This window comes from Azospirillum oryzae (assembly GCF_008364795.1).
GTDB lineage: Bacteria > Pseudomonadota > Alphaproteobacteria > Azospirillales > Azospirillaceae > Azospirillum > Azospirillum oryzae.
Window position 1 is genome coordinate 14,171 of record NZ_VTTM01000003.1, and the last position, 22,108, is coordinate 36,278.

Here is a 22,108-nt window from a genome sequence, read left to right on the forward strand (position 1 = left end):
GAGTCAGCCCACCCCCTCCAGCCACCCCACCGCCGCGTCCACGTCGTGCAGTTCCGCCACGCCATTGCCCGCCGGCCGTTCCACCATCACCACCGGCAGGCCCAACTCCCGCGCGGCTTCCAGCTTCGCGTCGGTCGCCCGTCCGCCACTGTTCTTGCTGACGACCACCTCCACCCCCTGCCCGCGCATCAGCGCCAGTTCGCCCTCCACGGTGAACGGCCCGCGGTCGAGGATCAGGCTCATGCGCGGCAGGGCCGGCATCGGATCGGGCGGATCGACGGCGCGGATCAGGTAGCGCTTGTCCGGCACCGCCTCGAAGGCCGCGACTTCCTGCCGGCCGATGGTCAGGAACACGGTGTCGCCCAGGTCGCGCAAGGCCAGTGCCGCAGCCCCCATGTCCGGCACGCCGATCCAGCGGTCGCCCGGCCCCGCCACCCAGGCCGGTCGGGTCAGCAGGCGCAGCGGCACGCCGGCCTGCGCGCAGGCCACAGCGGCATTGGCAGAGATCTGCGCCGCGAAGGGATGGGTCGCGTCGATCACCGCCCCGATACCCTCGGCACGCAGGTAATCGGCCAAGCCCTCCACCCCGCCGAAGCCGCCGATGCGGGTCGGCAGCGGCGGCAGCACCGGGTTCTTCGTGCGGCCGGCCAGCGACACGCGGGCTTCGATGCGCGGATGACCGGCCAGCCTTTTCGCCAGCGCCGTCGCCTCCGTCGTGCCGCCCAGGATCAGTACTTTGACCATCAGCGCCTTGACCAATTCCCCCTCCCCACCCCTCAGGATCGGTGCCATGGATAGCATGGGAACGGCCCGCTGGCTCACCATCGTCGGCGTCGGCGAGGATGGCTGGGACGGTTTGTCGCCCGCCGCCCGTGCGGCGGTGGAAGGTGCCGCCATCCTCTATGGCGGCAGCCGCCACCTCGATCTCGTGCCGGTCGTTGCGGGACAGGAACGGCTGAGTTGGCCGTCGCCGATGACCGACGCCTTCCCCGGCCTGCTCGCCTGGCGCGGACAGCGGGTCTGCGTGCTGGCGAGCGGTGATCCGTCCTGGTACGGCGTCGGCGCCACCCTGTCGCGATTCGTTCCGGCTGCGGAAACGACGGTGATCCCGGCAGCTTCGGCCTTCAGCCTCGCCGCCTCCCGGCTGGGCTGGCCGTTGCAGGACTGCCGTTGTCTGACCGTTCATGGCCGCCCGCTGGAGCAGGTCGTTCCGCATCTGCAACCGAACGCCAAACTGCTGCTTCTTTCCTGGGACGGAACGACCCCAGCCAAGCTTGCCGCCCTGCTGCGCGCCCGTGGCTTCGGAAAGTCGCGCCTCACGGTGCTGGAGGCGATGGGCGGCCGGCGCGAGGGCAGGCTGGAAGCCAGCGCCGATGCCTGGAGCACAGAGCAGGTCGCCGACCTCAACACCATAGCGCTCGACTGCGTCGCTGCCCCCGGTGCTCGCATCTTGCCGCTTGCCCCCGGCTTGCCGGACGACTGGTTCGAGCATGACGGCCAGATCACCAAGCGCGAGGTGCGCGCCGTCACCCTGTCCTTCCTGGCGCCGCGCCGGGGAGAGCTGCTGTGGGATGTCGGCGCCGGGTCGGGGTCGATCGGCATCGAATGGATGCTGCGCGACCCCGCCAACCGCGCCATTGCCGTCGAACATCACCCGGAGCGCATCGCCCGCATCCTTGCCAATGCCGCGACCTTCGGCGTCCCCGGCTTGGCCCTGGCGCGCGGCAAGGCCCCGGCTGCGCTGGATGGGCTGGAGCGGCCGGACGCCATCTTCATCGGCGGCGGGCTGACGGCGGACGGCGTGCTGGCGGCCTGCTGGGACGCCCTGCCCCCCGGCGGCCGGATCGCCGCCAACGCGGTGACGCTGGAAAGCGAGGCTGTGCTGATCGACGCGCACAAGCGGCTGGGCGGTGAGCTGACCCAGATTTCGGTGTCCCGCGCCTCGGCTGTCGGCGGCTTCCGCGGCTGGCGGGCGGCGATGCCGGTCACGCTGTGGCGGGCGGAAAAGCCGTATGCGGAGGGCGCATGGACCGCCTGACCCCCGATGCCCTGCTGTTCGGCCCGGTCTTCGTCGGTCTCGGCTGCCGCCGCGGCTGCGGCTGGGAGGAGATCGCCGGTCTGGTCGCCGCCGCCTTCGACGAGGCCGCCTTGCCGGACGCCGCGCGCCAGCTGGCGGCGCTGGCCGCCCCGGCGATGAAGGCAGACGAGGCGGGATTGGCGGAGGCCGCCCGCGCGCTGGGCCTGCCGCTTCGCTTCATCGGGGAGGACGCGATGCTGGCCGCGCAGGACCGCGTCCACACCCGCTCCGCCACCGTGCTGGCCGCGGTCGGTCTGGCCTCGGTGGCGGAAGCGGCGGCGCTGGCCGCCGCCGGGCCGGGATCGCGCCTGCTGCTGCCGCGCCGCTCCACCCCCCGCGCCACCGTTGCGCTCGCCTTGCCCGCAGTCGCCCTTTCGGAGACCCGCTCATGACCGTCCATTTCATCGGTGCCGGACCGGGCGCTCCCGACCTGCTGACGCTGCGCGGCCGCGACCTGATCGCGCGCTGCCCGGTCTGCCTCTATGCCGGATCGCTGGTCCCGAAGGAGATCATCGCCCATGCCCCCGCCGATGCGCGGATCATCGACACCGCGCCGCTGACGCTGGAGGAGATCGTCGCCGAGTTCCAGGACGCCCACACCGCCGGCAAGGACGTGGCGCGGCTGCATTCCGGCGACCTGTCGGTCTACAGTGCGCTCGGCGAACAGACCCGCGCGTTGCGCGAACTCGGCATCCCCTACACCATCACCCCCGGCGTGCCCGCCTTCGCCGCCGCGTCGGCCGCGCTGGGGCGGGAATTGACCCTTCCGGAAGTCAGCCAGACGCTGATCCTGACCCGCACCGAAGGCCGCGCCTCGGCCATGCCGGCCAACGAGACGCTGGAGGTGCTGGGCGCCTCGGGCGCCACGCTGGCGATCCACCTGTCGATCCACGTCATCGACCGGGTGGTGGAACGGCTGACCCCGCTCTACGGCGCCGACTGCCCGGCGGCGGTGGTGTATCGCGCGACCTGGCCGGACGAGCGGGTGCTGCGCGGAACGCTGGCCGACATCGCCGGACAGGTCGCGGCCTCGCCGATGGAACGGACCGCGCTGATCCTGGTCGGCCCGGCGCTGGGCCATGAGGAGTTCCGCTGCAGCGCGCTCTATGACGGCAGCCATGTCCGCCGCTATCGGGGACTGGGCCAGGAGTTGGGGGAGTGAGCCTCTCCCACGATGCGCCCCTGGCGGTCGGTGACCAGCACTTCGACGGCGACAGGCGCGTCTTCCAGCACATCCTGCGCGGCGCGGCGGGCCAGCTCGGCCACATGATCGGCCAGCCGCAGTCCGGCGGCGTCCGCCAAGCCCAGCACCTGCGCCGCCGTGTTGGCGCCGCGCGCCTGCGCGATGAGGTCCGGCCCGGCACCAAGATCCGCCAGCCGCCCGGCCAGCCATTCGAAATCAACGCTGTTGCGCTTGCTGTGCAAATCCATCAGCCCGCGCGCCAGCTTGCCGAACTTGGCGAAGCCGCCGCACAGGGTCAGACGCGGAATGGGGTGCCGACGCAGGTACTTCAGGGTGCCGCCGACGAAATCGCCCATGTCGATCAGCGCCTGTTCGGACAGGCCGTAGCGCGCGACCACCGCCTTTTCCGACAGGTCGCCGGTGCAGGCCGCGACATGGGTCAGCCCGGCGGCGCGCGCCACGTCGATGCCGCGCTGGATCGACGCGATCCAGGCCGCGCAGGAATAGGGCACGACGATCCCCGTCGTTCCCAGGATAGACAGCCCACCCAGGATGCCGAGCCGTCCGTTCATGGTGCGCTTGGCGAGCTTTTCGCCATTCTCCACCCCGACTTCCACCACCAGATCGGCAGGCTGCCCCGCCTCGGCCGCCGCCTCCCCCACCGCCTGCGCGATCATGCTGCGCGGCACCGGGTTGATCGCCGGCTCGCCGACGGCAAGCGGCAGGCCGGGCAGGGTCACGGTGCCGACGCCGGGACCGGCGCGGAACGTCACGCCGCTGCCGGGCGCGCCGCGCCAGACCCGCGCCCGCACCAGCGCGCCATGGGTCACGTCGGGGTCATCGCCGGCATCCTTGACCACGCCGACCATGGCCCAGGGTCCATCCGGCCCCTCCCCCCGCTCCGTCACTGCCAGGGCGAAGGCCGGGGTCTGGCCGCCGGGCAGGGTCACGGTCACCGGGTCGGGGAACTCCCCGCCGAACAACGCTGCCGCCGCCGCCCGAGCCGCGGCGGTGGCGCAGGTTCCCGTCGTCCAGCCGCGGCGCAAGGGTGTAGCATGCTCCGGCATGCCATCTCCGGCGCGCTCCACGCCGCCTTCCGTCCTCTCCGAGCCCGAGTCCGCGTTCATGTCGTTTGAGTCGTCCATTCCCGAAAGCGTCCTGGTCCCCTTCGCCCCCGGCAGCGTCTGGCTGGCCGGGTCCGGCCCCGGCGACCCCGGCCTGCTCACCCTGCTGGCCCTGCAAGGTCTAAGGCAAGCCGACGTCATCGTCCATGACGCGCTGGTCGGCGAACGGATCATGGCGCTCGCCAGCCCGTCGGCAAGGCTGGAGTTCGCCGGAAAACGCGGCGGCCGCCCCTCCGCCCATCAGGACGACATCACCAACCGCCTGATCGAGCTGGCGAAGGAAGGTCACCGCGTCCTGCGCCTGAAGGGCGGCGACCCCTTCGTCTTCGGCCGCGGCGGCGAGGAGGCGCAGGCGCTGGCGGCGGAGGGCATCCCCTTCCGCATCGTGCCCGGCATCACGTCCGGCATCGCCGGCCCGGCCTATGCCGGCATCCCGGCGACCCACCGCGACACCAACCAGGCGGTGATCCTGGCGACCGGCCATTCGCTGGGCGGCGGGCCGGACTGGCGGGCGCTGGCCGCCACCAAGGCGCCGCTGATCCTCTATATGGGCTGGAAGGCGCTGCCGACCATCGCGGCGGAGCTGATGGCCGGCGGCCTGTCCGCCGGCACCCCGGTCGGCGTGGTGACGGAGGCGACGACCGCCAACCAGAAAAGCCTCGTCACATCCCTCGGCACCTGCGTCGCCGATCTGGCGGCCAGCGACCTGGAGCCGCCCGCCATCATCGTGATCGGCGAGGTGGTGCGGCTGCGCCCCGCTTTGGAATGGCTTCCCACCCAAACGGCGCTGCAACATGCCGGAGGGAAGAATGACTAGCGGTCTCATCATCGCCGCCCCGGCCTCGGGCACCGGCAAGACGACGCTGACGCTGGGCCTTCTGGCGGCGCTGCGCGCCCGCGGCCTCGCGGTTGGGGCGGTGAAGTCGGGGCCGGACTATATCGACCCGGCCTTCCACCGTGCCGCCACCGGCCGGCCGAGCGTGAACCTCGACAGCTGGGCGATGGGACCGGACCTGCTGGACGGTCTGGCCGCCCGCGCCGCCGAGGGCGCCGACCTGCTGGTCTGCGAGGCGCTGATGGGCCTGTTCGACGGCGTCGCCGGGGTCGGCGCCACCGGCACCGGTTCGACGGCGGAGATCGCGGCGCGCACCGGCTGGCCGGTCCTGCTGGTGGTGAACGCCAAGGGCCAGTCGCAATCGGCCGCGGCCCTGGTCAAGGGCTTCGCCACCTACCGCGACGACGTGACCATCGGCGGCGTCGTGCTGAACAATGTCGGCAGCCCGCGCCACACCGCGCTTGCCGGCAACGCCATCGAAGCGCTGGGCATTCCCCTGTTGGGCGCCCTGCCCCGCGCGCCCGACCTCAGCCTGCCCGAACGCCATCTCGGCCTCGTCCAGGCGGACGAGACGGAGGGGCTGGCCGACCGGCTGGCCGCACTCGGCCGCTTCGTCGCGGAGCATGTCGATCTCGACCGCGTCGTCGCGCTGGCCAGGCCATCGCAGGCCGGGCGCGGCAGGGACGCCCCCGCCCTGGCGCCGCTGGGACAGCGGATCGCCATCGCGCGGGACGCCGCCTTCACCTTCGTCTATCCGCACCTCACCGCCGGCTGGCAGGCTTCGGGTGCGGAACTGCGCTTCTTCTCCCCCCTGGCGGACGAGGCGCCGCCGGCGGATGTGGATGCCGTCTATCTGCCCGGCGGCTATCCGGAGCTGCATGCAGGCAGCCTCGCCGCCAACGACATCTTCCGCGCCGGCTTGCGTGCTGCGGCGGAGCGCGTGCCGGTCTATGGCGAATGCGGCGGCTACATGGTGATGGGTGAAACGCTGGAGGATGCCGACGGCGTCACCCACCCGATGACCGGGCTGCTGGGCGTGCGCACCTCCTTCGCCAAGCGGCGGTTGCATCTGGGCTATCGCCGGGCGGTTCTGCTGGCTGACGGACCGCTGGGGCCGGCAGGATCTCCGCTGATGGGGCACGAGTTCCATTACGCCTCGACGCTGTCGCGCGGCGACGACGCGCCGCTGCTGCAGGCAACGGCGGCGGACGGCAGCGACCTGGGCATGCTGGGCAGCCGGCGTGGATTGGCGTCGGGGTCCTTCGTCCACCTGATCGCGCGGGGGTGACGGCGCATGGATGAAGACTTCACCCCGGCGGAACGCGACGCGCTCTACAAGGCGATCTTCTCCCGCCGCGACGTGCGCGGGCAGTTCCGGCCGGACCCGGTGCCGGACGAGGTGCTGAACCGTGTCCTGCTGGCCGCCCATCACGCGCCGTCGGTCGGCTTCATGCAGCCGTGGAACTTCATCGTCGTCACCGACCCGGCCGTGAAGTCGCGCATCCACGCCGACTTCACCCGCGCCACCGACGAGGCGGCGGCGATGTTCGAGGGAGAGCGCCGCAGCCTCTACAGCCGCCTCAAGTTGGAGGGCATCCGCGAGGCGCCGGTGAATTTGTGCATCACCTGCGACCGCGAGCGCTCGGGCCCGGTGGTGCTGGGCCGCACCCACATGCCGGCGATGGACCTCTACAGCTGCGTCTGCGCCGTGCAGAATCTGTGGCTGGCCGCAAGGGCGGAAGGGCTGGGGGTGGGGTGGGTCAGCATCCTGCATGAGGACGCCCTGAAGCAGGCGCTCGGCATCCCAGAGCGGATCGTGCCGATCGCCTATCTCTGCCTGGGCCACGTCACCCATTTCGAAGCGACGCCGGAACTGGAAACCAAGGGCTGGCGCAAGCGCCTGCCGCTGGAGGATCTGGTGTTCAGGGACCGGTGGGAGGGAGAGGGATGACGCGCGCCAGAAACGCATCCTCCGGCCCGGCGTCCACCACCGGCCTTGCCGCCATCAGCAATTGCAGCAGCGCCGTGTGCAGCTCCGTGCAGGCGGACAGATCCACCCGCGGCACGGCGGTCGCCTCCAGCCATTCGGCGAGCGGCAGGGCATCCTCCACCGTGCAGGCGGCCTCGAAGCGGGCGAGATCGGCGTCATAGCGGATCGGCATCACAACAGCTCCCGCAGATCGAGCACCAGGATCAGCCGGCCGTCGCCCAGCACCGCCGTGCCGGCATAGCCGCGCAGACCCCGCAAAACCCCGGTCATCGGGCGCAGCACCACGTCGGCGCGCTCGCCGACATCGTCCACCGCCACTGCGACCGGACCGTCGCCCAGTTCGGCCAGCACCACGCAAACGGTCTCGCGCGACCGTTCGTCGTCGGGCTGGGCCAACAGGCGGCGCAGGCGGACCAGCGGCACCACCCGGTCGCGCAGCACGACGCTTTCCGCCCGCTTCACCGAACGAATCTCGGCCCGCGGCACCCGCTGGACGCCGCCGACCAGCGCCACCGGGATGCCGTAGAGCGATCCCGCCGCCTCCACCACCACGACGCGGGTGATGCTGAGCGTCAGCGGCAGCGACAGCCGCACCCGCGTGCCGCTGCCGGGGGTGGAGACGACCTCCACCCGGCCGCCGGCCCGCTCCACCGCCGCCCGCACCGCATCCATGCCGACGCCACGGCCGGACAGGTCGGACACGCTGCCGGCGGTGCTGAAACCGGGGGCGAAGACCAGCCGCACCGCATCGGTATCGCTCAGCGCCGCTGCGGCGTCAGGCTCCATCAGCCCCTTGGCGACGGCGGCGCGGCGCATCGCCGCCGGGTCGATGCCGGCGCCGTCGTCCGACACCTCCACCACCACCCCACCCTTGTCCTGGAAGGCGCGGACCCGCAGCGTGCCGGCCGGCGGCTTGGCCGTAGCCGCCCGCCGCTCCGGCGTCTCGATGCCGTGGTCCAGCGCGTTGCGCACCAGATGCAGCAACGGCTCGCCCAGCACGTCGAGGATGTCCTTGTCGGCCTCCGTCTCCGCCCCTTCCAGCACCAGCTCGACATTCTTGTCCAGCCGGCGGGCGGTGTCGCGCACCAGCCGGGGCAGCGGATCGAACACGCGCGCCAACGGCAGCAGGCGAAGCCGCAACGCCGCATGGCGCAGGTCGCCGACCAGACTGTCCAGCCGGGCGGAAAAGCTCTTCAGGTCGCGGGCCATTTCGCCGTTGCCGGCGCGGCGGACCAGCGGCCCCAACTGCCCCTTCACCACCGACAGCTCGCCCACCAGCGCCATCAGCGCGTCCATCCGCTCCGGCTCCACCCGCAGGGCGCGGCGCGGGACGGGAGCGGAGGCGGATCGCGGCTCGGCCGTGGCGGGCTTCTCCGCAGGTCCATCGGCCAGAAACCGGCGCATCGTCCCGGCGTCGACGCAGGCGGCCTCCACGGCGCCGCGCTCCGTCGGCTGCCCCAACGCCGTCAGGATCGCGGCGACCGCCCGCGCCACCGCGGCGCGGCGGGAGTCTTGTTCGGCGGTGCTGCCGGGAAGGTCGAGGATGCGCGCCTGTTCCTCCAGCATCGCCGCCGCCAGTGAATCCGGCAGCGCGGCGGCGGGGGACACGGCGGCAGCCGCCAGCGTGACACTGCCGATCCGCACCTGATCGGGCACGCTGCGGAAGGCCGGCGTCACCGCTTCCATCCCGGCACCGCTCAGGGCGCGGAAGCGCAGGATACAGCGGTAGGGGTCCATCTGCGCCAGGGGCGGCAGCGGTTCCGACGGCTCGATCCGCAACAGCCGCAGGTCGGGCACCCGGCGGAACAGTGCCAGCGGATCGTCGCCGGTGAAGAAGCACTCCGGATCGGGCGTGTAGTCGATGGCGGTCAGCGCGCCATCGCCCACGGCGGCGCGCTCCGCGTCCGTCAGCGCCGCCACCCAGGGGAAAGCGTCGGCCTCACCGCCGGAAGCCGCCGCACCGGCCGCCACCTCTCCCCCCGCCAGCCCGCGCACCAACCCTTCCGCCGCCTCCGCCGCATCGGCAGGCAGCGCGCCGGCCTCCTCCAGCGCCGCCACCCAGCGGGCGCACTGGTCGAGCGCGCGGAACAGCCGGTCGGCCAACTCCGGCGTCATGAGGGCCGGTGTCATGCCGCGCCGGCCGTCGCGCAGCAGCGACAGCGTGTCCTCCCCGGCATGCACCAGCCGGGTGAAGGGTGCCATGTCGAACAGGGCGCTCGCCCCCTTCAGCGTGTGGAAGGCGCGGAACAGCTCGTCCACCGACGCGCGGTCGGCCGGGTCGCGCTCCAGCGCCAGCAGGGCGGCGCCGGCGGTCTCCAGCAGCTCCTGCGCCTCGACGACGAACTGGTCGAACAGCTCGCTCATGGCGCGTCCTCCCTGTTGGGAGGCCGTCCGGTCAGCAGCCGAGCCGCCTCCACCAGCACCTCCGGCCGTGGCGGCTTCACGATGTACCAGTTGGCGCCGGCCAGCAGGGCCTGCTCGCGGTCGCTGTCCTTCGATTCGGTGCTGATCATGATGGCCGGCACGTCGCGCAAACCCGGATCGCGGCGCAGGACGCGCAGCATGGTGTAGCCGTCCATCTTGCGCATGTTGACGTCGACGATCACCAGATCCGGCGGCGCGGCCATGGCGCGTTCCAGCCCCTCGATGCCGTTCACCGCCTCGTCCACCACGAAGCCGTCGGCCTCCAGCACGCGGCGGCTGAAGGCGCGCACGGTCACGGCGTCGTCCACCACCAGGACGCGCGGCCCGCTCACGCTCCACCTCCGTCCGCCGGCTTCTGGTAGAGGATGGCGTCGGGGAAGCGGCGCGGAACGAACAGCGAGGACATGCGGCTCATGCTTTCCGAATGGCCGAGACAGACGAAGCCGCCCGGCGCAAGGGCATCGTAGAACATGCTCGCCGCCTCCCGTCGGCCCAGATCGTCGAAATAGATCAGCAGGTTGCGGCAAAAGATCACGTCGATCCCGCGGAAGGCCCGCACCTGCTGCGGGTCGGCGATGTTGACCAGGGAGAAATCGACGGACTCCCGCAGATCCTCGACGATCCGCCAGCGTGGCCCGCCGGCCTCGGCCGCTCCGCGCAGGGGCTGGAAATACTTGGCGCGCAGATGGGCCGGCAGCCCCTGCAGGGCGCGCTCGTCATAGATGCCCTCGCGCGCGCGTTCCAGCACGGCGCTGTCGATGTCCGATGCCAGCAGCTCGATCTCGTAATCGTCCACCCGGCGCCAGTTTTCCAGCAGCATGATCGCGATGGAGTAGGGTTCCTCGCCGGTGGCGCAGCCGGCCGACCAGATGCGGAGCCGCGACCCCTTCGGCCGCCCCCGCACCAGCTCGTCCAGGACGGAGTTCACCAGACAGTCGAACTGGTACTTCTCGCGGAAGAAATAGGTCTCGTTCACCGTCATCAGGTTGACGAGCCGCTGAAGCTCCTCCCCCGACGCCTGGAAGCGCAGCAAATTCAGATAGGCGCGCAATCCCGTCGCGCCGACCGCCTGCATGCGGGCGGCGATGCGGCGGTCGACGAAATAGCGCTTGGCCTCGGTGAAGGACAGGCCGGTGCGGTCCCGCAGGAACCCGCAGAGCGTCGCATAATCCTCCTGGGACAGGCCTTCCGGCTCGGCGTCGGTCAATCCGTTCACCGTCCCTGGAAACTGGAGCGGGCGGCGTCGACGGCGAAGGCGACGAAGGCGTTGCCGGGGAAGCGGCGGGCCAGCGTCTCCAGGCTGGACAGCGCCTCCGGACTGCCGGCCTCGGCCAGCGCCTCCACCGCGGCGAGGCAGACATTCACGTCGGCATCGCGCTCCATCACCCTTGCCAACCAGTCGGCGCGGCCGGAATGGGTGATGCTGCCCAGCCCCTGTACAGCGAAGATGCGCAGGTCGGCATCGGCATGGTCGAGCAGCGGCAGCAGCGCCGGGGCGGCGACCTCCGCCGGCATCTGCTGCAGGCTTTCCAGCGCGGCGTTGCGCAAGGCCGCATCCTCGCGGTCGAGGAAGGGGACGAGCGCCGCCGCCGCGTCGGGCGTGGCGATGCGGGCGAGCGCGGTCAGGATGGCTTCGCGCACGCCGGCATCCCCCTCCGTCTGAAGCCGGCGGGCGAGCGCCGCCTCCGCGCCCGGCAGCGCCACATGGCCCAGCGCGTGGGCGCCGTCACGACGAACGGCGGCGTCGGCATCCTCGAGCGAGGCCAGCGGGTCGCGCCGGCTGTCGGGTGCGGCCGGGGCAAGCTCCGGAGCCGCCCTCTTCTTCACCAGTCCCATGGCGTCACTCCTCAATCGATCCCGGCGCGCCGGCCGACAGGCATCAGCCAGCGGGTGAGCTGGCCGGCGATACGGCCCGACGGCAACACGACGCCGGCGCCGCCGCGCCGGATCAGGTCCTGCGGCATGCCGAAGACGACGGCGCTGTCCTCCGACTCCGCGATGGTGCGGCCGCCGCGGGCATGAAGCTCGGCCATCGCCGCCGCCCCGTCATTGCCCATGCCGGTCAGCAGCACCCCCACCAGCCGGTCGGCTGGCAGCAGCCGCAGGGCGCTGGTCACCAGCCGGTCGGCATTGGGATGCCAGGGCCGGTCGGGCGAGGGCGGCACACAGACCGCCTGAAGCCGACCGCCGCGCCGCGCCAGTTCGACGTCCGCACTGCCGCGGGCGATGCAGACCATGCCCGGCGCCAGCACCGTCGCCCGCTCCACCTCCAGCACCCTCAGCGCACACAGCTCGTCCAGCCGGCGCGCCAGGGTCGCGGTGAAGGCGGCCGGCATGTGCTGCGCCACCACCACCGGCCAGGGAAAGCCGGCCGGCAGCAGGGGCAGGATGTCCTCCAGCGTGCTGGGTCCGCCGGTGGACACGCCGACCAGCACCACCCCCTCGCCCTCGTCGCCCGCCGCCACGGCTGCAGGCGACGCCGCCATGGGCGGCACCGCGGGCGGCAGCCCCTCCGGCACCACGAAATCCTCTCCGGCGATGCGGGCGCGGGCCAGCCGCAGCCGTTCGCGCAGGCCGTGGACCCGGCGCGGGCGGGAGGATGCGGCGGCGCGCACCGTCTCCACCAGTTCCTCGCCGATGCGGCCGATGGAGCCGGCGGCCGGCTTCTGCACCGCCTCCACCGCGCCCAGCCGAAGCGCTTCCAGCGTCTCCTCCGCCCCCGCGCCGGTGAGGGCGGAGACCATGACGACCGGCTTGGGATGCTCGACCATGATGCGTGCAAGGCAGGTCAGCCCGTCCATGCCGGGCATCGTGACGTCGAGCGTCACCACGTCCGGATCGACGACCGGCAGGCGCGCCAGGGCCTCCTCCCCCGTCGCGGCGGTCTCCACCCGGAATCCGGCCTCGATCAGCAGATCCGCGATGCGCCGGCGCATCAATGCGGAATCGTCCACCACCAGCACCGTCAGCACGCCGTCCCCCAATCCAGGCTCCCAGCCGTCACTGCGGGATAACGGGCAGATCGGCCAGCCGGTCCATGTCGAGCAGACTGTCCGCATCCATCAATAGGATCAGGCGGCTGCCGCCGGCCGGATCCAGCGTGGCGACCCGGCGGATCAGCCGGCGCTGCGCCGCCGACACCGCCGGTGCCGGACCGATCCGTTCCGCCGGAACCGTCAGCAGGCCGGACAGCCCGTCCACCAGCAGCCCGACCAGCAGCCCGTCGCGCCCGACCACCACCACCCGCCCACGCTCAAGCCCGGCGGAGGGGCTGGCCGAGGCGGCCGGCAGGTTCAGCAGCCGGCGCTGATCGATCAGCGGCAGCACCTCGCCGCGCAGGGTCAGCACGCCGGCGACGAAGTCGGGCGCGTTGGGAAGCGGCGTGATGCTGTCGGGCCGGCGCAGCACTTCACGCACGGCGGATACCGGCAGGCCATATTCCGCCCCGGCGAGACGGAAGACGACGAAGCGTTCCGCGTTTCCGCTCCCCTCCGCAGGCCGTGCCGGTTCCATCCCGTCCCCCTTTCCGCCCGCTTCCGCGCCGATTGCCGCGCCATGGCGGAACAGCCGTTCCGCCGACAGCACCGACACCAGCCGCCGCCCACCATCCGCCCGGGCGATGCCGTCCAGATCCTCGAACTCCGGCTCGCGGGCCAGCAGCGGCGGCACCGGGTCGATCAGCACGGGATCGAGCCGCAGGATCTCGCGCACCTCGTCCACCAGCACGCCGACCGGCGCCTGCCAGGCGGCCCCCGACCGCACCACGACGACGCGGCGTCCGGCCTCCTGTCCGCCGGCCCCCTGTCCACCGGTGCCGTCCAGGCCGAACAGGGCGCGCAACCCCACCAGCGGCAGCAGCCGGTCGCGCACCGCCATCACGCCCAGCAGATGCGCCTTGGCCCGCGCCATGCGGGCGACCTCGCGCGGAGCCGGCAGAACCTCGCGCACCCGGTCCACCGGCAAGGCGAATTCCTGCCCGGCGACCTCGAAGACCAGCAGAGCCTGGCGATCGGGTCCGGCCGCCGCTTTCCCGGCCGCAGCCTCGCCCGCCGTCACACGTCCGAACCCACCGGTTCCCCGGTCAGTCCATTCCACCCCCGCCCGTTCAACCTCCGTGCGGTCGCCGAACTGCCGGTCGATCAGCGCGTCCAGCTTCAGGATCGTGGCCGGTCCGTCACGCAACAGGCCGTCCAGCATGACGGGATCGAGCCCGCCCTCCTCCTGCGTCACCGGATCGATGCGGTCGGGGTCGGTGCGCAGGATGCCGGCCATCGCGTCCACCCGCAGACCCACCGGCTGGCCGCGATGCCAGACCAGCACCACGCGCGTCTCCCGCGAGGCGGCCCCACCGCCCGGCCTGCCCAATGCCCAGGCAAGGTCCAGCACCGGCACCGCCTCGCCATGCCACTGCGCCAGCCCGTCGAGGCTGGGCGGCCCCAGAGGAATGCGTACCAGTTCCGGCAGCCGGATCACCGCACGGACCGCCGCCAGCGGCAGGGCAAGGCGGAGGTCGCCGACCGCCACAGTGACGAAGGCAAGGGCGCCATCGGCCCCGGCTGTCGCCGCGCGGTCCCCGGCCATGTCCAGGGCCACGCCTCCCGCTACGCCCCCGGCCACGGCGGTCAAACCGCGCCCAGCAGGCTGTCGGCCATCGCCGCGATCTCCTCGATCGCCGACGCCAGTTCCTCGGCCCCCTTCGCCTGTTCGCGCGCGGCCTTGGCCGCTTCGGATCCGGAGAGGTTCGCGGCGGCGGTGGCGGCGGCCACCTGTTCCACACCGACGCGGGTCTCGCGCAGGGCGGCGGTGGTCTCGCTGGCGGCGTCCAGGATCTCGCGGCTGCCGGCGGTGACCACCCGCAGCTCCTGCGTGCCGGCGGTCAGGGTGACGCCGAAGGCGCGGTGGCGCGCGATCTCGGTCACCGCCGTCGCGGAGACCTCGTCCACGTCGCGGCGCACCCGCAGCATCTGGTCCTGGATGTCGCGGACGATGTCCTTCACCCGTTCCGCGCTTTCCGCGCTGTCGCCGGCCAGCTTGCGAATGTCGCCGCTGACCACGGTGAAGCCTCGGCCGAACTCCCCCGCCCGTGCCGCTTCGATGGAGCCGCTGACCGCCAGCATGCCGGTCTGGATGGCGACGGTGGCGATGGCGTCCACCACCTTGTCGATGCGCCGGCCGAGCCGCTCCAGCGCGTCCAGCCGTTCACCGGCCCGGCGGGAGGAGTCGACCGCCTCCAGCATGCCGTCCGCCAGCTTTCCGATGGTCTCACGCGTTTCGCCCAGCAGCCCTTCCATCGAGGTGCAGCGATCGACCGAATCGCTTGCCCGCCCGGCTGCCAGCGTCGCGGCGGCGTCGATCTCCGCGATCGCCGAGGCCAACTGGTGGGTGGCGGCGCTCTGCGCCTGCGCCCCGCCGGAGATCTGGCCGATGGCGGTCATGATCTGGGCGGCGCCGCGGTTGATCTCCTCGATGGCGGCCGACAGTTCCTCGGCGGCGGAGGCCAGTTCGTCGGCGGTGGCGGCGAGGTCGGCGGTGCCCTCCAGATCCTCGGCCAGTTCGGACAGCTGGCCGGCGGCGCGCTGGCTCTGGGTCAATGCCACGGCCTGCTCGCCCACGGTCCTCAGCGCCTCCTCCGCGGCGGCGGACTGCTCCTCGGCACTGGCGGCGATGGTCTCGGCCCCGCGCAGGGCCTCGCGCGCGGCCTGATCGGCCTCCACCGCGGCGCGGATGGTCTCCTGCGCGCCCTGGACGATGGTCGACATGTCCGACCGCACGCCCTCCAGCTGCTGGACGATCATGCGCCCGCGCTCCACCTCCGCCTTGGCGGTGTCGGCGGACGCGATGATGCCGGCGGCAACGGAGGCCACCGCCTCCTGGATTTCCGCGACCATCCCCTGGATGTCGTTGGCGCTGCGCTCCGACCGTTCGGCCAGCGCCTGCACCTCGTCGGCGACGACCGCGAAACCCTTGCCCACTTCCCCCGCCCGCGCCGCCTCGATGGCGGCGTTCAGCGCCAGCAGGTTGGTCTGGTCGGCGATGGCGGCGACGCTCTGCACGATGGTGCCGATCTCCTGCGCCCGGGCCTCCAGGTCGCGCACCAGCCGCACCGACGCCTCCTGCCGTTCGGCGGCGCGGACGATGCCGTCGATGGACGACAGGATCTGGCCGCTGACGTCCTTCAGCGTGGCCTGCAGCGCCTCGACCCGCAGCACCGCCTGCTCCGCCGTGCTGCGCGACCGGGTCAGAAGCTCCGACGCGCGGCCGATCATGCGCTGGGACTGCTGGGTGGCGCTGGCCGATTCCTCCGCCCCGGCGGCGATCTGCTCCATCGCCCGGCGCAGTTCCTCCGCCGCCGAGGCCGCCTGGGTGACGCCGCTCGCCAGTTCGGTGGCGGCGGCGGCGATGCCGCTGGCGGCCTGCCGGCGGCGCGAATCGGCACGCGCCCGGCGGCGTTGCGGCGCGCCCGGCGTGGCGGCCGGCGGCGCGGATTCGGTCGTGACGGTCTCGTTCCCGGCGGCGGACCGATCCGGATCGCCGGCGGCGCCGGGCTTGCTCCGGGCCGTGTGCGCCGTGTCGATCTTGGTCTTCTTGATGAGTGCCATGGTCCTTACCCGCCTTTCCAGCCGGTTGTTCTTGTTGCCGTCACGCCACCAGCCGCCCGATATAGCGGCCGAGCGTCGCCTGCAGCGCCCCGGCGGAGCCGGCGTCGAGCAGCAGGACCACCCGGCCCGCCACTGCCGCCCCGTCGCCGCCCGGCAGGGTCGTGCGCAGATCGATGTGGAACAGCACCGCGGCACCGTCAGCGGTTGGCGGCGTCCCCGAACATCCCCGCAGGATCTCCGCCGCACCGCCACGGAACACCGCCGGCAGGCCGGTTTCGACCGGCTCGCCCAACAGGTTGGCGACCAGGGCCAGCGCGCTGTTCAGCACGACGTTGCCCAGCTCCGCCAGAACCTCGTCCTCCAGCTCGGGAACCTCCTCCGCCGGCACGTCGGGCGGCAGGGCGGCGCGCACCAAGCACAGGCTGCCGGCCTGGGGGAAGACCAGCAGGGCGCAACCGGCGAACAGGCCGCCAAGCGTTTCCGATATGCCCACCAGCGGCGGCGTCAGCGCCCGGTCCAGCAGCCCGGCCACATCGGCCAGCGGCACCATTTCCACCGATGGAACCGACAGGGTGACCAGCCCGCCCAGCATGCGGCCGAGCGCCGTCGATGCCCGGCCGATGCCGATGTTGCCCAGTTCGGCCAGCGCGTCGCGCTCCAGCTCGCTCAGCATGGGGGCTGCGATCACTCCTGAGGGGCCTGGGCAGGCCGGCGCGGCGGCAGGGCGGTGGAGTTCAGGAAGCGGGCGACCTGCTCCTCCTCCAGCGGCTTGGGCATGAAGGCGGCGCCGACCGCGCGGATGCCCGACACCACCGCGTCCTGGGCGTTGGCGGTGATGATGGCGATGTGGACGTCGGGGTGGCTCTGGCGCAACTTGGCCGCGGTGTCCACGCCGTTGTCGCCGGGCATGTTGTAGTCGATGATCGCGACGTCCACCGGCGTGCCCTGCAACGTCTTGAAGAGTTCGTCGCCGTTCGCCGCCTCGACCACCGACCAGTCGGGCTTGTTGCGCAAGACCATGGCCCGCACATGCATGCGCGAAAGCTTGCTGTCGTCGACGATGATTGCAGTCTTACTCAAGATATAAGCCTTTTGGATGGAGATCGGCCGGCGAAGCCGAATTACGGGCAAGTATACAGAATGAAGATAACCACGCCAGTCCCCTTAATTGCACTCGGGATTTTGCCTGCGCGCCGCCCGACCGATTCGTGCTATCGAAATGGCCCGTTCCTTCCCTTGGCGCCCCTCGCTCATGCCGCCACCCGCTGCACCCGCCAGAGCCGTCTCCATTAGACTGGCCGCCCTCCTGCGCGAGGCGCTGGCCCACCACCGCGCCGGCGATCTGGACGGGGCGGAGCGCGCCTATCGCGCCATGCTGGCGGTCGACGGCGGGAATGCCGACGCGCTGCATCTGCTGGGTGTGCTGCATCACCAGCACGGACGGGATGCCGACGCCGTCCACCTGATCGGACAGGCCATCGCCCGGCGCCCGAAGATGGCGGAGCAGCATGCCAACCTCGGCCTCGCCCTCCATGCCCTGGGCCGGCTGGAGGAGGCGGAGGCGGAATACCGCCGGGCGCTCGCCCTGCGCGAGGCCTATGCGGAGGCGCACAACAGCCTGGGCAGCGCCCTGCAGGATCGGGGCCGGCTGGCGGAGGCCGCGCTCCACTACCGCCGCGCGCTCGATCTCGACGCCGGCTATGCAGAGGCCTGGGCCAATCTCGGCACGCTGCTGCGGGCGCAGGATGACTATGGCGAGGCGGAAACGGCGCTGCGCCACGCCCTGCGGCTCGACCCCGGCCATGCCACCGCCCTGACCAACCTCGGCGTCGTGCTGAAGGAGACCGGACGCACCGGCGAGGCCGAGGCCGCGCATCTGGAAGCGCTGCGCCTCGCCCCCGGCGATGCCGAGACGATGGTGAACCTCGCCCTGCTGCGCGAGGCGCAGGGGCGCGGCGAGGAGGCGGAGGCGCTCTATCGCAACGCTCTCGTCCATGCTCCCGGCTTCGCGCTGGCCCGCTGGAACCTCGCCCTGCGGCTGCTCGGCCGCGGCCGGCTGGCCGAGGGGTGGGACGAGTATGAGGCCCGCTTCGCCTCCCGCCGCGTGTCCGCCGGGCGCAGCATCGCCCTGCCGGTCTGGGATGGCGCGACCGGCCGGCGCCTGCTGGTCTGGCGCGAACAGGGGCTGGGCGACGAGCTAATGTTCGGCACCGCACTGCCCGACCTCGCCGCAAAGCTGGGTCCGGCGGCGCTGGTGGTGGAGGTCGATGCCCGCCTGACCGGGCTGGTCGGCCGTGCCCTGCCCGGCGTCACGGTGCGGGCGGAGACCGTCGATCCGACCGACGCCGCCACCGTTGCCGAGGCCCATCTGCCGATGGGATCGCTTCCCCGGCTGCTGCGCCCGACCCTGGCCGATTTTCCCGCCCGGCCGTCCTGGCTGGCGCCGGATCCGGCGCGCGCCATGGAATGGGCGGAGCGGCTGGCTGCATTGGGGCCGGGTTTGCGCGTCGGCATCTGTTGGGGCAGCCAGAACATGCTGGGGGAGCGCAAGGCCTCCTACACCGCGCTCGCCGACTGGGCGCCGCTGTTGGCCCTGCCCGGCCTGATCCCGGTCACCCTGCAATATGACGGGCGCGAGGCGGAGATCGCGGCGGTCGAAGCCAACCTGGACCTGCGCATCCACCGCTGGCCCGGCACCGACCTGAAAAACGATCTGGAAGGCGTCGCCGCGCTGATCGCCAACCTCGACCTCGTGGTGACGGTGGCGAGTTCGGTCGGCGAGATGGCGGGCGCGCTGGGGGTGCCGGTCTGGCGCTTCGGCCCGGCCGGCGACTGGACGGCGCTGAGCAGCGGCGTGCGGCCCTGGTTCCCATCGATGCGGCTGTGGAGCACGCGCCCCGGCGAAGGGTTGGCCGACGTTCTGGCAAGAATGTCGGCGGAGCTGCACCGGCTGGTCCCTGCCTTGCCCATTGATGAATGGCTTGCCGAAGCCCGCTCGCTTCATGAATCAGGCCACTGGCCCGAGGCGGAGAAGGCTTACCAGCGCATCCTCGACCAGGGTGGCGAGATGCCGGCGGCACTGGAGGGCTACGCGCTACTCGGCCATCAGGCCGGCCGTCCCGACATCGCCGCCACCCTGCTGAGCCGCGCCATCGCGGTGGAGCCGACCGCCGGCCGCCACAAGCGCCGCGCGCTGGCCCACCAGGAAATGGGCGCTCTGGCCGACGCCGAGGCCGACTGGCTGGCCGCCGCCACACTCGCCCCCGATGACGTCGAGGCGCTCGGCAATCTCGGCGCACTGCGCCTGTCCCGTGGCGCGGCGGCCGAGGCGGCCGAGGCGACCGACGCGGCGCGGCGTCTCGCCCCCTTCCATGCCGGGCTGTGGGCCAATGCCGGGCTGGCGCGGCAGGGGGCGGGCAACGACGGCCTGCCCTTCTTCCGGCGAGCACTCGCCCTCGATCCGGCGCTGGCGGAGGCCTGGACCGCCCTGTCGGCCGATGCCTTGCGTGACACCGACCATGCCGCCGAGGCGGAGCGTGCCGCCAGCCGGGCCTTGCGCCTGCGCCCCGGCGATCCGGCGGCGACCAGCAACATGGGACTGGCGGCCCTGGCGCTCGACCGGCCGGCCGACGCGGTGGCGCATCTGCGGCTGGCGCTCCAGGGCCGGCCGGGCGACCTCGGCACGCTCGGCAACCTCGCATTGGCGTTGGAGCGGGCGGGCGACGGCAATGCCGCCGGATTGGCTTGGTGGCGGGTGATCCTATTCGCCCCCGGCACCGGCGCCGGCTGGGCCGGGCTGGCCGATCTCCGGCAGCGGCAGGGCCGGCTCGACGCCGCGCTGAAGGGCTGGGGCCGTGCCCTGGCGCTGGAGCCGGCGCGGGCCGACTGGCGCTACAATCTCGGCAACGCCCTGCACGCCGCCGGCCGCCCTGCCGAGGCGGACGCGGCCTATCGCCGGGCGGTGGAGGACGACCCGACCCTGACGCTCGCCACCTTCAACCGCGGTTACGCGGCACTGGCGCGGGGGGAGATTGCCGAGGGCTGGGCCGGGCTGGAGGCACGCTTCGCCGCCGGGCAGGCCCTGCCCGACCGCCGCTTCCGCATTCCCGCCTGGGATGGCGGCGATCCGGCCGGAAAGACCGTTCTGGTCTGGCGCGAGCAGGGGGTGGGCGACGAGCTGATGTTCAGCGCCTGCTACGCCGACCTGATCGCGCGCGCCGGCCGGGTGGTTCTGGAATGCGAGCCGCGGCTGGTGGAGTTGTTCGCTCGGTCATTCCCACAGGCGCTGGTGCGGGCGGCGACGGACGATCCGGTGGACGCCGACTGCCACGCCCCGGCAGGGTCGCTGCCCTTGCTGCTGGGCTGGGGATTGAGCGGCTTTCCGGCGCAGGGTGGATGGCTGCGGGCGGACGGCGCGGCGGTGGAGCGGTGGCGGGGGTGGGTGGGTGGATTGAGTGGCGACGACGGCCCCCTCCCTAACCCTCCCCCGCCTTCGGCAGGAGAGGGAACTGCCGCCGCTTTGCGATCAAGCGGCGCCGCCAAGCATCCTGCCCCCTCTCCCGCCAAAGGCGGGGGAGGGATGGGGAGGGGGCAGCGGATGCAGACGCCCAACCCCGCCCTCACCATCGGCCTCTGCTGGCGCAGCGGCCTGCGCAGCACCTTGCGCGACGCCAACTACGCCCCGCTGGCCGACTGGGCGCCGATCCTCACCCTGCCCGGCCTGCGCCTGATCAATCTTCAATACGACGATTGCGAAGCCGAACTCGCCGAGGCCGAACACCGTTTCGGCATCGCCATCCACCGCCCGCCGCTCGATCTGAAGAACGACCTCGACGGCGCGGCGGCCCTGACGGCGGCGCTGGATCTGGTGATCTCCGCCGGAACGTCGGTGGCGGAGATGGCCGGCGCGCTTGGCGTGCCGGTCTGGCGGATCGGGCCGGCGGGAGACTGGACGGCGCTCGGCACCGGCTGCCGGCCCTGGTATCCGTCGATGCGGCTGTTCGGGCCGCGGCCGGGGGAAACGCTCGGCGACGCGCTCAGCGCCGCCGGGCGTGCTCTCATGGACCTCAGAAGGCCGGCCCTTAGAAAGCGGGAACCACGGCGTTCTTGAACTTGGTGAGGATGAATTCCTTCACCTCCGGGCTGTTGTAGGCCTTCACCAGCTTGGCGACCCAGGGCTTGTCCTTGTCGGCCTTGCGCACGGCGATGACGTTGGCATAGGGGCTGTCCGCCGCCTCGCGGGCGATTGCGTCCTTGACCGGGTCGATGCCGGCCTCCAACGCGAAGTTGGTGTTGATGGCGGCGACGGTCACGTCATCCAGCGAGCGCGGCAGCTGGGCGGCGTCCAGTTCGACGATCTCCAGCTTCTTCGGGTTCTCGACGATGTCGATCGGCGAGGCCTTCAGATTGCCGCCGTCCTTCAGCTTGATCAGCCCCTTGGCCTGCAGCAGCAGCAGGACGCGGCCGCCGTTGGTCGGGTCGTTGGGGATGGCGACCTTGGCGCCCGACGGCAGCTCGTCCAGGCTCTTGACCTTCTTGGAATAGATGCCGATCGGGTAGACCACCGTCTTGCCGACGCTGACCAGATCGAAGCCGCGGTCCTTCACCTGGTTGTCCAGATAGGGCTGGTGCTGGAAGCTGTTGGCGTCCAGGTCGCCGCCGGCCAGCGCCTGGTTCGGGATGACGTAGTCGGTGAACTCGATGATCTGGATGTCCAGCCCGTCCTTGGCGGCGATGGGCTTCACCGCCTCCAGGATCTGGGCGTGCGGACCGGCGGTGACGCCGACCTTGATGGTCTCGGCAGAAGCACCGAAGGCAACGGCCAGGGTGGCGGCGCCGGCCAACAGGGAAGCCAGCGAACGGAAGCGCAGCATCTC

20 protein-coding genes are annotated in these 22,108 nt (G+C 72.3%); 7 read left to right on the plus strand and 13 right to left on the minus strand.

The features are described 5' to 3' along the window. Positions 1-3: 3 nt before the first annotated feature. The gene (locus tag FZ938_RS11535) at positions 4-801 is read right to left on the minus strand and encodes a cobalt-precorrin-6A reductase (protein WP_246799009.1); all 798 of its coding nucleotides are present in this window, start codon (positions 799-801) and stop codon (positions 4-6) included. Between FZ938_RS11535 and cbiE the strand changes: the two genes are divergently transcribed. From cbiE to cobM, 3 genes are read left to right on the plus strand one after another with little or no spacing between them, the layout of a single operon-like run. Further along, positions 800-2,038 carry a precorrin-6y C5,15-methyltransferase (decarboxylating) subunit CbiE gene (gene cbiE / locus FZ938_RS11540; protein ID WP_149199011.1) on the plus strand — a complete coding sequence of 413 codons (1,239 nt, stop codon included), beginning with the start codon at positions 800-802 and terminating at the stop codon, positions 2,036-2,038. The two genes, FZ938_RS11535 and cbiE, sit on opposite strands and share 2 nt — an antisense overlap. Beyond that, positions 2,026-2,469, plus strand: a complete 444-nt coding sequence (locus FZ938_RS11545) for a cobalamin biosynthesis protein (RefSeq protein WP_149198654.1) — start codon at positions 2,026-2,028, stop codon at positions 2,467-2,469. The genes cbiE and FZ938_RS11545 overlap by 13 nt, the downstream gene beginning before the upstream one ends. Then, entirely contained in the window at positions 2,466-3,239 is a 774-nt protein-coding gene (gene cobM / locus FZ938_RS11550) for a precorrin-4 C(11)-methyltransferase (protein ID WP_149198655.1), read from the plus strand. Before FZ938_RS11545 ends, cobM begins: the two co-directional genes overlap by 4 nt. Here cobM and FZ938_RS11555 read toward each other — a convergent pair. Further along, positions 3,206-4,327, minus strand: a complete 1,122-nt coding sequence (locus tag FZ938_RS11555) for a cobalt-precorrin-5B (C(1))-methyltransferase (protein ID WP_149198656.1) — start codon at positions 4,325-4,327, stop codon at positions 3,206-3,208. The genes cobM and FZ938_RS11555 overlap by 34 nt on opposite strands. 58 nt (positions 4,328-4,385) lie before the next feature. On the opposite strand from FZ938_RS11555, the gene cobA reads away from it, so the two are divergent. Genes cobA through bluB form a run of 3 tightly spaced genes read left to right on the plus strand, consistent with a single transcriptional unit; the run spans position 4,386 to position 7,170 of the window. Further along, positions 4,386-5,201 carry a uroporphyrinogen-III C-methyltransferase gene (gene cobA, locus FZ938_RS11560; RefSeq protein WP_149198657.1) on the plus strand — a complete coding sequence of 272 codons (816 nt, stop codon included), beginning with the start codon at positions 4,386-4,388 and terminating at the stop codon, positions 5,199-5,201. Continuing rightward, on the plus strand, positions 5,194-6,507 hold the full coding sequence (locus FZ938_RS11565) for a cobyrinic acid a,c-diamide synthase CobB (RefSeq protein WP_246457313.1): 1,314 nt from the start codon (positions 5,194-5,196) through the stop codon (positions 6,505-6,507). The genes cobA and FZ938_RS11565 overlap by 8 nt, the downstream gene beginning before the upstream one ends. 6 nt (positions 6,508-6,513) lie before the next feature. Continuing rightward, positions 6,514-7,170, plus strand: a complete 657-nt coding sequence (gene bluB / locus FZ938_RS11570) for a 5,6-dimethylbenzimidazole synthase (protein WP_149198659.1) — start codon at positions 6,514-6,516, stop codon at positions 7,168-7,170. Here bluB and FZ938_RS11575 read toward each other — a convergent pair. The 10 genes from FZ938_RS11575 to FZ938_RS11620 are packed head-to-tail and all read right to left on the minus strand — an operon-like array spanning position 7,142 to position 17,312. Next, positions 7,142-7,381, minus strand: coding sequence for a hypothetical protein (locus tag FZ938_RS11575; protein WP_149198660.1), 240 nt, complete (start codon positions 7,379-7,381; stop codon positions 7,142-7,144). The two genes, bluB and FZ938_RS11575, sit on opposite strands and share 29 nt — an antisense overlap. Beyond that, positions 7,381-9,573 (minus strand): chemotaxis protein CheA, encoded by a 2,193-nt coding sequence (locus FZ938_RS11580; RefSeq protein ID WP_149198661.1) that lies wholly within the window; start codon positions 9,571-9,573, stop codon positions 7,381-7,383. Before FZ938_RS11580 ends, FZ938_RS11575 begins: the two co-directional genes overlap by 1 nt. Beyond that, positions 9,570-9,965 carry a response regulator gene (locus tag FZ938_RS11585; protein WP_149198662.1) on the minus strand — a complete coding sequence of 132 codons (396 nt, stop codon included), beginning with the start codon at positions 9,963-9,965 and terminating at the stop codon, positions 9,570-9,572. The genes FZ938_RS11580 and FZ938_RS11585 overlap by 4 nt, the downstream gene beginning before the upstream one ends. Then, positions 9,962-10,840 carry a CheR family methyltransferase gene (locus FZ938_RS11590; RefSeq protein ID WP_149198663.1) on the minus strand — a complete coding sequence of 293 codons (879 nt, stop codon included), beginning with the start codon at positions 10,838-10,840 and terminating at the stop codon, positions 9,962-9,964. Before FZ938_RS11590 ends, FZ938_RS11585 begins: the two co-directional genes overlap by 4 nt. Before the next feature lie 5 nt (positions 10,841-10,845). Continuing rightward, complete coding sequence (locus FZ938_RS11595; RefSeq protein ID WP_149198664.1) at positions 10,846-11,469, minus strand: HEAT repeat domain-containing protein; 624 nt, start codon at positions 11,467-11,469, stop codon at positions 10,846-10,848. An 11-nt stretch (positions 11,470-11,480) separates the two neighbouring features. Beyond that, the gene (cheB, locus tag FZ938_RS11600) at positions 11,481-12,605 is read right to left on the minus strand and encodes a chemotaxis-specific protein-glutamate methyltransferase CheB (protein ID WP_174757099.1); all 1,125 of its coding nucleotides are present in this window, start codon (positions 12,603-12,605) and stop codon (positions 11,481-11,483) included. 28 nt (positions 12,606-12,633) lie between these two features. Then, the gene (locus tag FZ938_RS11605; protein ID WP_149198666.1) at positions 12,634-14,214 is read right to left on the minus strand and encodes a chemotaxis protein CheW; all 1,581 of its coding nucleotides are present in this window, start codon (positions 14,212-14,214) and stop codon (positions 12,634-12,636) included. Between the two features lie 41 nt (positions 14,215-14,255). After that, positions 14,256-16,232, minus strand: a complete 1,977-nt coding sequence (locus FZ938_RS11610; RefSeq protein WP_149198667.1) for a methyl-accepting chemotaxis protein — start codon at positions 16,230-16,232, stop codon at positions 14,256-14,258. Positions 16,233-16,272: 40 nt separating this feature from the next. Then, on the minus strand, positions 16,273-16,920 hold the full coding sequence (locus tag FZ938_RS11615; protein WP_174757054.1) for a chemotaxis protein CheC: 648 nt from the start codon (positions 16,918-16,920) through the stop codon (positions 16,273-16,275). After that, entirely contained in the window at positions 16,917-17,312 is a 396-nt protein-coding gene (locus FZ938_RS11620; RefSeq protein WP_149198669.1) for a response regulator transcription factor, read from the minus strand. The genes FZ938_RS11615 and FZ938_RS11620 overlap by 4 nt, the downstream gene beginning before the upstream one ends. Before the next feature lie 172 nt (positions 17,313-17,484). Here FZ938_RS11620 and FZ938_RS11625 point away from each other — a divergent pair, with 172 nt between their 5' ends. Further along, a complete protein-coding gene (locus FZ938_RS11625) occupies positions 17,485-21,342 on the plus strand; it encodes a tetratricopeptide repeat protein (RefSeq protein ID WP_149198670.1) in 3,858 nt (1,285 codons plus the stop codon). Here FZ938_RS11625 and FZ938_RS11630 read toward each other — a convergent pair. Further along, entirely contained in the window at positions 21,314-22,105 is a 792-nt protein-coding gene (locus FZ938_RS11630) for a MetQ/NlpA family ABC transporter substrate-binding protein (RefSeq protein WP_149198671.1), read from the minus strand. The genes FZ938_RS11625 and FZ938_RS11630 overlap by 29 nt on opposite strands. Positions 22,106-22,108: the final 3 nt, after the last annotated feature.